This window comes from Paraglaciecola sp., assembly GCF_039943935.1.
Taxonomy (GTDB): Bacteria; Pseudomonadota; Gammaproteobacteria; order Enterobacterales; family Alteromonadaceae; genus Paraglaciecola.
This window is the reverse complement of sequence record NZ_JBDUZQ010000013.1, coordinates 11,010-24,033: the sequence shown is the minus strand read 5'-3', so window position 1 is coordinate 24,033 and position 13,024 is coordinate 11,010. Positions and strand designations below refer to the sequence as shown.

General features: G+C 36.9%; 11 protein-coding genes. 6 read left to right on the top strand and 5 right to left on the bottom strand.

The features are described from left to right. Positions 1 to 11 precede the first annotated feature (11 nt). Both ABJD71_RS07530 and ABJD71_RS07525 read left to right on the top strand, forming a co-directional pair. The gene (locus ABJD71_RS07530) at positions 12 to 1,241 is read left to right on the top strand and encodes a TIGR03087 family PEP-CTERM/XrtA system glycosyltransferase (protein WP_348166900.1); all 1,230 of its coding nucleotides are present in this window, start codon (positions 12 to 14) and stop codon (positions 1,239 to 1,241) included. Then, positions 1,241 to 1,825: an acyltransferase gene (locus tag ABJD71_RS07525; protein WP_348166898.1), complete on the top strand. Its 585-nt coding sequence runs from the start codon at positions 1,241 to 1,243 to the stop codon at positions 1,823 to 1,825. Before ABJD71_RS07530 ends, ABJD71_RS07525 begins: the two co-directional genes overlap by 1 nt. Positions 1,826 to 1,957: 132 nt before the next feature. On the opposite strand, the gene ABJD71_RS07520 is transcribed toward ABJD71_RS07525, so the two are convergent. Genes ABJD71_RS07520 through ABJD71_RS07500 form a run of 5 tightly spaced genes read right to left on the bottom strand, consistent with a single transcriptional unit; the run spans position 1,958 to position 8,073 of the window. Further along, positions 1,958 to 3,388 (bottom strand): oligosaccharide flippase family protein, encoded by a 1,431-nt coding sequence (locus ABJD71_RS07520; RefSeq protein WP_348166895.1) that lies wholly within the window; start codon positions 3,386 to 3,388, stop codon positions 1,958 to 1,960. Continuing rightward, entirely contained in the window at positions 3,385 to 4,266 is an 882-nt protein-coding gene (locus tag ABJD71_RS07515) for an FkbM family methyltransferase (RefSeq protein WP_348166892.1), read from the bottom strand. Before ABJD71_RS07515 ends, ABJD71_RS07520 begins: the two co-directional genes overlap by 4 nt. Before the next feature lie 16 nt (positions 4,267 to 4,282). Beyond that, positions 4,283 to 5,797, bottom strand: coding sequence for an exosortase A (xrtA, locus tag ABJD71_RS07510; protein ID WP_348166889.1), 1,515 nt, complete (start codon positions 5,795 to 5,797; stop codon positions 4,283 to 4,285). A gap of 12 nt (positions 5,798 to 5,809) precedes the next feature. Further along, complete coding sequence (locus tag ABJD71_RS07505) at positions 5,810 to 6,652, bottom strand: XrtA system polysaccharide deacetylase (protein WP_348166887.1); 843 nt, start codon at positions 6,650 to 6,652, stop codon at positions 5,810 to 5,812. Positions 6,653 to 6,654: 2 nt separating this feature from the next. After that, entirely contained in the window at positions 6,655 to 8,073 is a 1,419-nt protein-coding gene (locus ABJD71_RS07500; protein WP_348166884.1) for a TIGR03013 family XrtA/PEP-CTERM system glycosyltransferase, read from the bottom strand. Between the two features lie 172 nt (positions 8,074 to 8,245). Between ABJD71_RS07500 and ABJD71_RS07495 the strand changes: the two genes are divergently transcribed. The 4 genes from ABJD71_RS07495 to ABJD71_RS07480 are packed head-to-tail and all read left to right on the top strand — an operon-like array spanning position 8,246 to position 12,984. Further along, positions 8,246 to 8,881, top strand: a complete 636-nt coding sequence (locus ABJD71_RS07495) for an XrtA/PEP-CTERM system exopolysaccharide export protein (protein WP_348166882.1) — start codon at positions 8,246 to 8,248, stop codon at positions 8,879 to 8,881. Between the two features lie 29 nt (positions 8,882 to 8,910). Continuing rightward, positions 8,911 to 10,488 carry an XrtA system polysaccharide chain length determinant gene (locus tag ABJD71_RS07490; protein WP_348166879.1) on the top strand — a complete coding sequence of 526 codons (1,578 nt, stop codon included), beginning with the start codon at positions 8,911 to 8,913 and terminating at the stop codon, positions 10,486 to 10,488. Next, on the top strand, positions 10,485 to 11,378 hold the full coding sequence (locus tag ABJD71_RS07485) for an XrtA-associated tyrosine autokinase (RefSeq protein WP_348166876.1): 894 nt from the start codon (positions 10,485 to 10,487) through the stop codon (positions 11,376 to 11,378). Before ABJD71_RS07490 ends, ABJD71_RS07485 begins: the two co-directional genes overlap by 4 nt. Further along, positions 11,350 to 12,984 (top strand): TIGR03016 family PEP-CTERM system-associated outer membrane protein, encoded by a 1,635-nt coding sequence (locus tag ABJD71_RS07480; RefSeq protein ID WP_348166873.1) that lies wholly within the window; start codon positions 11,350 to 11,352, stop codon positions 12,982 to 12,984. Before ABJD71_RS07485 ends, ABJD71_RS07480 begins: the two co-directional genes overlap by 29 nt. Positions 12,985 to 13,024 lie beyond the last annotated feature (40 nt).

Below are 13,024 nucleotides of genomic sequence, written 5' to 3'. Positions count from 1 at the left end.
GTGAATCCACGATGATGAATATCTTATTTTTATCTCACAGAGTGCCTTTTCCACCTAATAAAGGGGAAAAAATACGAACCTTTAATCAACTTAAATTTCTTGGTGATAATGGGCATAATATTCATGTACTGGCTCCGTTTGAAGAAGAACAAGAACTCGATTTTTTTTATACACTTGAGCAACAATATTGCCAGGTAGCCGATGGTGTTAAGCTATCTAACAAACTACTTAGGCTAAGTACTGGTTTAGTAAAAGGCAAAGCCCTTAGTGTGGCTAATTTTTATAGCAAAAATTTACAACAGACGTTTGATAAACTAGTCAAAAACAAAAAGTTCGATGCCATAGTATGTACTGCTTCTAGTATGGCTGAATACGTATTTAAAAGTCATTGGCTTGCAGAAAACCCATGCCCCGCCCTTTTGATGGATTTTATGGATTTAGATTCAGACAAATGGCGACAATACTCCGAACGTTCAACCTTACCAATGAAATGGGTCTATCAACGTGAAACTAGACTAATCAGCAAGTTCGAAATTAACATTGCTGAACGTTTTGATGCCTGCTTTTTTATTACAAATACTGAGAAAGAGCTATTTAGCAAAGGGGCGCCTAACGCAGATAACATTTTTGCTGTTGAAAACGGGATGGATACTCAGACTTTTAAACCGGCTCTCCTACCTATCCATTCAGAACAACCGGTATTACTTTTTACAGGTGTAATGAATTACGCACCAAACGTCGATGCTGTTGTATGGTTTGTTGAAAACGCTTGGTCTCAAGTATTAGCGAAATGGCCTGAAGCAAAATTTTATATTGTCGGAATGTCGCCATCTGATAAGGTTAATAATTTAAGTAAACAGAAGGGAATTATTGTCACTGGTTTTGTTGATGATATTTTGCCATATTTTCACCAAGCTACCATATTTATAGGGCCCTTTAGGATCGCACGTGGCGTACAAAATAAAGTGTTACAGGCATTCGCTTGCGGCATACCCGTAATATCTACCCAGATGGGAGCAGAAGGCATCAGGTGTAAAGACAAAGAAAACATATTACTTGCAGCTACGCCCGAAGACTTCATAAATGAAATTGAAACCCTAACGTTAGATAAAGCACTAAGCCAAGAAATTGCAGGCAATGCATTAGCAATAATACAACAACATTACGCTTGGGAGGGAGTGCTTGCTCCTTTTGATAGCGTTTTAAGCGAAGTTACAAGCGTTAAGGTCAAAAATAGCTAATGAAAAACATATTAAAATCCGCAGCCCATATCTTATTCAAATTGTTAGCGTTACCTATATATTGTTTGTTTTGGCTATTATCTTTAATTGGCTCTGCAGATGGTTTGTTTTCCAGTTTTGTACAATTCTTCAGTCTTTTTCCTGGAATGTTTGGTGTATATCTAAGAGCCGCATTTTATAGATATACAATGACCTATTGCGATAACGACGTAGTAATAGGATTTGGCACTTTATTTTCTCAACAAGACACCGAAATATACTCAGGCACTTATATTGGCCCTCAATGCAACATCGGAAAATCGAAAATTAACAGAAACTGCTTAATAGGCAGCGGGGTGCACATACTAAGTGGAAAGGGCCAACATAACTTTGACGATATTGACATCCCATTAAAGGATCAAGGAGGCAAGTTTGAAAAAGTGACTATTGGAGAAGATAGCTGGCTAGGAAACGGCTCGATAATTATGGCTAGTGTCGGAAAAAAATGTGTGGTAGCGGCCGGCTCTGTAGTGGTGAACGAAGTGCCAGACTATGCAATCGTTGCTGGTAACCCAGCTAAAGTAATCAAAAGTAGAAAAGTTTAAAAAATAGTCCGTAAGCGACTGATTTTAAAGAGAATATGACATTATTACAAAGCAATGACGTCACAAAACTAAGATGCCAAAAGCAAGGAAGCATTTCTGGAAAAGAGCCTTAGAAACATTATCCAATTCAGCTTAACGATACTCTTCTATAAGGCTACCTAAAGTAGTCCCCATTAATCTGGGCAAAAAGATAACAGTTACCACTGTATATGTAGCGCAAAATATTGATCCCGAGACTAAAAGCATCATCACTTGACCTATCTCTATCTGCATTGTTACCCAATGACTTAAGGCTAAAGAGATACCAGATATCCCACCGGATACTACTAGCGTGATGCCAACTTGTATAAATTTAAGCGGTACGAAAGAATGCAATATCATTGCAATCAAAAGTGTTAATGTAAGACCAATCAACACTCGCAACCACACGGTTTGATTTAAATCATTAAACATTTGTAAATAAGTCAGTAGGGTAACTACAACCAAAATTAAACTAAAGATATCAAAGTAAAAAAGAACTCTCACTCGACCTATAGCCGTCAAGGCACTTTCAATAACCAGCAGAAAACAATAGTAAAAGAATAATAATGACATAACACCAAGCAATTCACCTGCTATTACCCACTGCTTACCTAGCAATACATCTATAATCAATCTAGGGTAAAAAAGCATAAAAGAAGTGATAGGAACGACAATAAAAGCTACCAAACACAATACCTTACTTACTCTTCTACCCAGTTTATTGGGAGTATTTTTATGATCTTTAAAGTCGGCTAAAAGAGGCTCAATGGCAGGTCCTATAATATTATGTCCAGGCAACATAGCGACATCTCTTGCCATATGGTAATTACCTAATTGGATATTTCCAAAAAACTTAGCAACAAGCACAGTATCAACCTGAGAGCCTAAATAACCGACAATATATTTACCTAAAAGCCATTTAGAAAACAGCCACTGTTCACTCACTTTAATTAAACTAAAAGAAGGACGATAAGAGTGGATCCTATAACTGCCTATAGTAAAAACAATTGCGCCAACTATGTCAGCTACCACAAAAGCCCAGTAATTACGCCAGTAAAAAGCAACAAAAATAACAATGATAAAACTGATAACTCTTTGCACTAAGGATAGGTAAAATATTTTTTTATACTCTAACCCTCTCTTTAGTAGTAACAACCCGGGGGTTTTTAAGGCATTAAAAATGAGTGTTGTCGATGCGACTTGTATAACAATGGTAAGCTCAGGTTTATCAAAGAAAGTGGTGATGAATGGAGCCAAAATAATTAATGAGAAACATACCAACACCTTTAACAAAAGATCCAAGGTCCACGCGGTATTTAAGTCTTCATCATATACGTTAGATTTTTGGACTATATATTGCTCAGCCCCTGTATGGGACAATATATCGAAGAGATGTATGACAATTGCAATAATAGCTATCATTGCAAAATCTGTTGGTGTGAGAATACGCGCTAGGATAAGCGTGCTAATTAATCCGATGATGCGACTTAAAAATTTAGCTCCACTAGAAAAAGCCGCACTTGTTATCAACTTATGTTTCAAATATCACCATTTTGAGATACACCAATTACATCATACTGCTTTAATTCAAATTGTTCATAAAAGCTAGAATTTCGGGCTATTGGCTTATTTCCTAATTCAGGTACAAACCATTTAAAGCACGCAGTATTTTCAGCCGCAATAAAAATATCTTCAGGAGTCTGCCCAATTCTCTCTAGCACATCAGGATGTATCTCTAATAAAACAATACAAGATTTAGCCTGTGAAATTAAACGTTTAGCTCCTTCGAATACAGCTAGCTCTTGCCCTTCCACGTCGACCTTGAATACTAATGTATTTTCCAAAAAAACAGCGTTATTTCCCGCATGCCATGCATCTAATGTAAGAACGTCGGTTGCACCTTCTCTAGTTTCATCGATATAACCTTCATGATCATTCGAGCGATTCTCATTAAAGTAGAACTTAGCATTCCCAACAAAATTAGAGACTGCAGCCTGTTTACATTCATATGGTTTACCCATTTCTTTTAAGTTGGCTTTCAATATTGGAAATGAATGTGGGTTTGGTTCAATAGCAATTATATTCTTAACTTTAGAGCAATGAGAAACGATTAACGATGACACTACACCTATGTCAGCCCCTAAATCAAAAAAGGTAAAAGGAGTCTTTAGATTGTTCAATACATCACAAAAAGGCAAAAATTCATCTAGATAGTAATTTTCTGGCCCCTTTTCTAGCCAAAAACACCATTCACTCACGGGCACACAAAATCGTCTATTATCTATGTTATGTATAATTACTTTATTAGGAAAAAATTTAGATAACCAAACAAACACCTTATACTTTCCTCGCCACTCTGTTTTTTGCAGAGTAGTCAAAACATAATTGACTCCAGAGGGGAAAAGTTGAAATGGTTGCATCGGTAAACCTGACTTTTTAAAAATCAAAATATTGACTTAACTCTACAAAATTATCTTGAGTTAAACCTTTGAAATAAAGCTTATCTTGTTTTATAGATACAGAATCAGTAATTTGAGAGATTGCGATTAAACCACTTCCCGTATAGCTACCCATTAATATTTTATAAATTTCATAGAGTTTAGCCATTCGGTTATTGGTAAACACCTTACCATCGACAACATACCAATAACTTAATAATCGCTTTCCATGAGGGTTAACAATCATGGATAAATCGATATTGAGATTGTCATCAAGTTGATAAGAGCTTTTGCTTTCTAACGTCCATACTTTTTGAGGGTATAACCTATTAAGAGAGCTAATTAACTCTCCATGCCCTTTTGGATACCACACTATATATATCTCTACAGGTATACCATTCAATTTTTTCAAAAACTGAAACTCTTGATAAGGCTGGTTAAATTCTGGCTTCCATGTACTTTCATAATCAGTTGAAGGTATAGATTGCTCTGTCATTAACAAGACTTTCAGGTTTTGACTTGTCTCACGTAAACTTAATTGAGTATTAATTGAATTAAACCAAATAAAGAAAGAGAACATAATAATTATGGTAATGGCTGATACTTGATAACACCCTTTCACATTGATCTTGGAGGAAGGATCTGTTTTTTCTGTATTAATTACGGGTTTACGATGCTTTTCTCGAACTAATTCACCAAGGCCCAATAAACAGACTATAACTAAAGAAAAGAATATCCACCCGTAGATAAGATGATCAGCGCCTACAGCATGCTCCATATCGGTTAAATAACCCGTTAGAATTATTCCAAAAACTCGAATTGCATTCGCAACAATAGGAAACAAAATAGATATCGACATAAAAATAATTCGTCGTTTTGTATTAATTAAGTTTAAATAAGAATACAAAGAACCGATTACGACAGAAGCGATAAAAAAACTAATCCCAGAACAAGCTTCAGCAACTAAGAACTTCCCTTGAGGTATCTCTATATATAAACCAGTTCTATAAATTGGAATACCTGTCCAGTTCAACATTATCATAGATAAATCAGCTGTGACTTCTTGGAGTGTTGGAATGAGCTCCTCACCGACAGGAATACAAAATAAGATGAAGACTAATGGGAACATGATTTGAAAAGCGACTTTATTACCTAAGTAAGCCCACAAAGCCAATGGTAAAAAAGTAAAAGTTGCCACATGCATAAATAATTTAACATCACCTGCAATGCCGACTGCATAAAGTAACAAGCTACCAAGGCATAAAATTAAAACAAAATAATTAGGCTTAATTTGATTGACGTTCAACTCGTCTTTTTTCAAATAAATCAGATAGGCGCTGCCGGGTAAAACAAATAAGCAATGATTAAATATTTCAGATATAAGCCAGATATCAATAGCAGTTGATAGTCCCTGCCAAAAAACAAAGACCCAACTAACTAAGATGGCTATTAAACTAAGGAATACAGGTTTAAGTTGAGGTTGCTCCATATTTACTACTAAGCTTCCTTTCAAAATACGTCTTCCTTATTTTGATGGTATGTTATACACGTCTTTCATGGTTCCCCATGAGAAGTCCTGCAACAACTTTTCCAACTTGCCATATGTTTTGTCTAAATTAACATAGTGCCTAAATTTAGATTTAAGGGGCGCATTATTTAACCGTGGTTGCTCACTATCGATCTCCCAAGGGTGAAAATAAAATGAGTAAGGTTGTCTTTCTTTTTTCAAATAACTAGAAACTAAAAATTTAGATAATGCATAAGGGTAGAGTCTAAAATATCCACCACCGCCGATTGGAGTTTGTTTACCCATGAGCTTTAAGGTAGGGATGGGAATTTCAACAATTCCCTCTTTACGTTTGTAGGTAAACCTTGGCCAGTCAGGTGTACCGTAAAGGTCATGTTTAACTGGATAAGTACTAGAACTGTAGCCAAAGTCTAGTTCTGTTAAAACTTCAAAGGCCCATTCATTATCATATCCAATTGAAAAGCTAGGCGCTCGATAGCCTGTTATTCTCTCTCCGATAAGCCCTTCGAGATGATCTTTGGAGCGTGTAACATCCTCTTTGAATTCCTTACGATCTTGGGAAGTGGCTCTTCGATGAGCATAACCATGACTCGCGATTTCGTGACCCTGACGATGAATTTCTGTAACAAGTTCAGGAAAACGCTCTGCCACCCACCCCAAAACAAAAAACGTAGACTTCACATTATACTTAGCGAACAAATCTAATAATCTGCGAGTATTAGCATCAACCCTAGGTTGGTATTCTTTCCATTGTGAAGGGTCGATAACTGATTCAAAGGCAGAGACATGAAAAAAATCTTCTACGTCGACCGTCATAGCATTAAGAATCGGGGTAGCCACTGTTATCTTCCTTTGCCAAAGAGTACGACTTCAACCGTTCTGATCAAAATCAAAATATCTAACATCACACTTTGATGTTTGACGTAATAAAGATCAAATTTCAATTTTTCCATGGAGTCTTCAACACTAGCTCCGTAAGGGTAATTAAGTTGTGCCCAACCAGCTAACCCCGGTTTAACATTATGCCTTTGATTATAGTAAGGTATTTCTCTTATCAACTGTTCTACAAATTGAGGACGTTCTGGTCTGGGGCCAATAAAAGACATTTCACCGCGATATACATTTAATAATTGAGGTAACTCATCAATTCGATATTTGCGAATGAACGCCCCAGTTTTAGTAACTCTTGAATCATTGGTTGTAGCCCACTTTGCACCGTCTTTTTCCGCATCCGGTCGCATACTTCTAAACTTAATAATTTTGAAAAGACGACCATTGAGGCCCACTCTTTCTTGTTTATAAAAAACAGAAGCACCTTTTACTCTTATATCTTCGAAAAAGATAATTAAAGCTGTAATCAACATAAACGGCCAAGTCATTAATAAGACTATAGTAGCTAAAACACAATTTACAGAGTAATCCAGGGCATCCCTTAAATAGTTTTGAGAGTTAAATCCATTGGAATAAATCACCCAACTTGGGTACATTAGATTCACAACAATTTGCCCCGTTTCACGTTCCATAAAGTCTAACAGATCAGTGACTTCGACTCCTCTCAAGCGACAGTCAAATAAAATCTCAACCGGCAAGGTACCTCGTCTTTGGTCACAGGCAATAATCACTTCATCAATATCATTATCAGTAATAAAATTTCTAAAGTTTTCGTCTATTCTTACGTGAATAAGCTTTTCGTTTTGAATCCCTTCTTCCCTGTTATCACCCGGAATAGGAATAAAACCAACCAGTTCAAAACCAAATCTATCCACTTCACGCCGCATTCTTTTTTCAATAATTGAGGCTCTCTCACCTGCACCAATTACTATAATTTTCGCTTGACCAAGACCAAGAATGCCGAGTCTATTTACAAAATAGCGAAGAAAAACCATGGCAACGATTGTTAGACCTGCGTATATAGGTAGGTAATATTCGCTAACCTCAACGCTTTGAAAGAAACTACTACTTATTACTTCGGTTACAAAGTATCCGATCGCCACGCTAACAAAAATACGCCTTATGATCCCTCGGAAAGTCTCACGAAGCTTAGATTCATATAATCCCACTGATAATGCTGAAACAATGACTAAAATAGTAAAAAAGCCAATTTGCACAAAAAAATCAATTGTTGCAATAATGTTATAAGAATCATTCAAATAATGTTTTACAAGCAAGGAAGCTAAATACCCGACATAAGCCACCATTAAAACTTCTAACGCCATCAATACATTTGAGCGTCTAATTTCTTTTTTACTTCCAAAACTCATTTATCTTTTCCAACCATGTATTAGGATCCGAACTCTTGTATATCAATTGATAACCAATAAAATTATATCAAATTCTTTTTTCAATATAATCACCATATTAAGGTTGTCTAGCAAGAGCAAAACTTGCTACATTGAGAGTGAGCGACTTCAAACTTACGGGATAGTAATCTACATGAAGACTAACAAAATAGCATTGTCAAAATTAATATTTTTTCTAATTTTATTAACAACTGGATGCGCAAGTAACCTAAGTAAATTGCCAAGCGCGACTAAGTACACATCCATCACCACCTCGGTTGATGATTATCAGTATCTGATCGGCCCTGGCGATAACTTATCTATTTTTGTATGGCGAAATCCTGATATATCAGGCTCATTTATCGTACGTCCCGATGGTAAGGTCACTACCTCACTAGTAGAAGATATAGAGGTATCAGGTAAAACCGCTACGATGCTCGCAAGAGAAATTGAAGAGCAATTAGGCAAATATATTAATAATCCAAGAGTTACGGTGAGTGTAACTAATTTCACAGGCCCATTAAGTGAGCAAGTCAGAGTAATTGGTGAAGCAACTAACCCTAGTGCAGTCAGCTATACTGAAAGAATGACATTATTGGATTTAATGATTGCTGTAGGAGGCTTAACTGAGTTTGCTGACGGTAATGATGCGAAGCTCGTGAGAATGGTAGCCGGAGAACAAAAAAGTTATGGAATACGTATTGATGATCTAATTAAAAATGGAGATATTGAAGAAAATATTGATATGCTTCCCGGCGATATCATCATTATTCCAGAAGCTTGGTTTTAGACCTTAATTACAGATGGATTTATAAATAGATGCAGGATATTCAAAAAACTCTCGAGCTCTTAATCGGCTATATTAAGGGTGTGTGGGTAAAAAAGCGTTACATAATTATTTGTTCATGGTTAATTTGCCCAATAGGCTTTTTTTACGTTGCATCAATGCCTGATGTTTATGAGTCACAAGCTAGAGTATATGTAGATACACGTTCGGTTTTGCAACCGTTGTTGAGAGGTTTAGCAATACAAACTAACCCTCAGCAAGAAATCGCCATGATGGTAAAGACCTTACTAAGCAGACCTAACTTAGAAGTCATTGCAAGGGAGTCGGACCTAGACATAACCACTACTAACCCTACTCAATATGAAAACCTAATTAACTCCTTATCTAACAACATAAAACTAAAATCAACGGGTAGAGATAACCTCTATTCCATTTCTTATAATCATAAAAACCCAGAAATGGCACGAACAGTGGTACAAGAAACCTTAGATTTATTTGTTGAGGGTACTAAAGGAAATAGCAGAAAAGACTCAGACTCTGCCAGCCAATTCATAGATGAACAAATTGATGAATACGAAAGCCGATTAGCTTCAGCAGAACAGAGGCTTGCGAATTTCAAACGAAAATATACAGCCCTATTACCAAATCAAGGTACCTTCTATCAAAACTATGCACAATTAGAGTCTCAGTTAGAAGAAATTCAATTAAAAATTAAAGAAACCGAACAACAAATCGCTTCTTTATCGACTCAAATTAATGGTAACAACGATAAGTCTGATGAGTTTTCGGTTCGCCCATCAGATGAGCAATCTCAGCTAACCACTAGATATGATGACAGAATAAAAAACCTTGAAGAAAACCTAGATCAGTTATCACTTAGATATACAGATCTTCACCCCGATGTAATTGAAGCGAATAACTTATTAGATTCTCTTAGAAAAGCTCGCGAAAAAGAGATTGCAGATTACTTATCCGGTAGTGAAGGTGACAACTCAGATCAAATAGGCTCAATAGCTAGTGAGTTAAAGCTAGAGATGAGCAGATTACAAAGCCAAATCGCCTCAATGAAGGTCAGAGAGTCAGATTACTCCAACAAGATTGAAACTCTTAAACAAAAAATTGACTTGGTTCCTCAAGTAGAAGCTGAAAGAACCGCATTGAACAGAGACTATGAAATTACCAAAAGAAAATATGAAGAGCTTTTAGGAAGAAAAGAGTCAGCAGAATTAGCGCAAAAGGCGGACGTATCAAACGAGAACGTACAATTTCGCGTCATTGATCCTCCCTTAGCCCCTAAAAATGCTTCAGGCCCTAATAGAATAATAAATTATACAGCTGTTCTGTTCTTAGGCTTTGCTGCTGGATTGGGAGTAGCCTTTTTAGTGAGTCAGATTACACCTGTAGTGATCAGAGCAAGTCAGTTGACCACTATGACTTCCTACCCTGTATTAGGAACAGTTAGCCACCTGAATAAGAAACATATTAACAAAGTCAATCGTTCTAGGTTGTTAGTATTCCTACTCTCTTCTCTAATAATTTTTGGCTTGTACAGTGCACTAATAGCAGCAGAAGTCATGCAAATTGACATTTACGGGAGGGTTTTCTCTTGAACTCAATTGAAAAAGCGTTACAGAAACAGAATCAAAAAGCGTCTGAACAGCCTGATAGAGACACGACAGTTAACGCAGAACCTGCAAGTAGCTCTATAGAAAAAGCAGTTGGTACCCAATCACCGAGGGTTCAACCTAGCAAAAGCACAACAAATAAGGTTGACATAGAAATTGATTTTGAAGCGTTAGATAAAAAAGGGTTTGTTTCAACCAATTCGCAACGTCAAATTATTAATGAAGAATATAGAGCTATAAAACGTAAGCTTTTGGACAATGCCTTTGGTCCGTTATCTAAGTCATTAAACAATAGCAATATTATTATGGTGAGTAGCTCCAGGCCAGGTGAAGGAAAGACGTTTACAGCGGTAAACCTAGCGCTAAGCATCGCCCTCGAACAAGATAAAACGGTGCTACTAGTTGATGCTGATGTATTAAAACCTAATGTAATGAGAACTTTAGAGTTAAACAATACCGTAGGTTTAATGGAGTTCTTATTAGGTGAAAAAGATAATATATCGGAGGTTATGTGTACCACTAACTTAGATAACTTAAGAATTATTCCAGCAGGTAAATCACACCACCTGTCAACAGAATTACTTGCCAGTGAAAAAATGCAAGAAGCCGTTGAAGAGTTTGCCAATAGATATCCAGATCGTGTCGTTATTGTTGATACTCCCCCACTTTTAGGCATTAACGAAACAGCAATCTTAGCGAACTTGGCAGGGCAAGCTTTAGTTGTAGTTGAAGAGACAAAAACTAAGTTAGCGGATGTATCTAATGCCGTTAAGCAACTTAACCCAGACATGGCTATAGGCTTTGTTGTCAATAAAGCCGAAAAAGCTAACTCTGATGGTTCTGGGTATGGATACTATTACGCAGGAGCTAATTAAAGTGTCGACTAGGCGTTTACACTCATTTAATAAGGTATTTAAATTGTCCCTTATTACAATAGTGGCCACCTCTAGTCAGCTAAAGGCTAACGATCTAGATGTTGAAGGTAAAGTAACAACAACTGGATATGTATACCAAACTAAAACAGGCTCTGAAGAGCCTGAAACGAATAAAGTTGCAACAATTACTCCAACCGTGACAGCTACATATTCAAGCAGACGTATGAATATGTCTGCATATGCTGAACATATCAAAGTAGAGCAAATTTCCGGAAATGTAGATGCCGACAAAACGTACACAGAATTTGCAGTTGATGGCCTAACCACATTAATAGATAACGCTTTAACACTATCCATTAGCGGAAAAGAAAACTACCGAGTAATTAATCAAGAGCAAGATTATGTCAGCGATAAAATATTAGCAGCTGGAGATTTGACGAAATTTAACAATGTGGCAGCTGCTTTAAACTTTGTAACACCCAACCCGGAGTACGTTGGCTTATCCATTCAAACAAGCTATTCAGAAACAACAACTGAAGAATCTATTGAAGGTGATTTTGGTGTAGATGGCTCCAACATTGGATTATCTGCAGCAATATCTGAAGGAAGAAAAGTAGATAGTTTAAGTTTCAACTTGTCTGCTAGCTATAATGACACTACTCGAGCTAGTTTTCAGAACTTCTCTTCTACTGAGGTCAGTGCTGAAGTAGGGCTACCATTCAATCAGAACGTTAGTTTTCTCGCTCAAGGGTACTCTTCCAAATATGATGTAGATACCACTGGCTTTGCAACTAGAACCAATTTAGATAGCACTAGTTATGGTGCTGGCGTTATGTGGCAACCTATGAATGAACGAAGCATCTCCGTTACCTACAATCAACTAGATGAAGGTGAAAATACCACCAATTACATCGGGTTAGATATAGCTTGGGCACTATCAAGTAGAACCGCATTGAATTTCAACTATGGTAAAAGATTCTATGGTGATGCCTATACAATGGATTTTAGCCATAACTTAAAATTTTATAGAAGCTCAGTAAATTACTCTGAACAAGTTACCTCCTTTTCTCGCTTATCCTTTGGTGAGGGGGGAACCAGTTTATTTGTGTGCCCCATTGGCAGCGTTGACTTAGGAGAGTGCTTTCAACCTGATTCACTCAGCTATGAATTACAAGCAGGTGAAGAATTTAGAGCTTCAACGGATATCGAAACCGATATTAGTGAAGAAATAATTCTACGTAAAGCTGGCAGTTTTAATATTGGTTATGACAAACGCAGATTAAAAACAGCATTAACCCTTTCCTATGGTGAAACTGAATACTTAGAGTCAGGGCAACTACAGAGCACGCGAAGTGCAAGAGTAGTCATTGCTTATGAACTCGGTAAGAAAACTGATGTTAACTTTAGTACTCGCTACGCGAGAACGAAACCTAGAGGCTCAAATGATACAGATAATACTTTAACTTCTAGTTTAGACGTATCACGTATAGTAGCTCAACACTTAAAGCTTAATTTAGGTGCACAATTATTAGACAGGAGTTCTGACTCTGCAGACCGCGATATTGCCGACAAGCGTATAACGCTGGGCCTGACTTACACCTTTTAAGTAGGCTATCAGCAGTGGTAAAAAAGTAAGGCAGTATTGT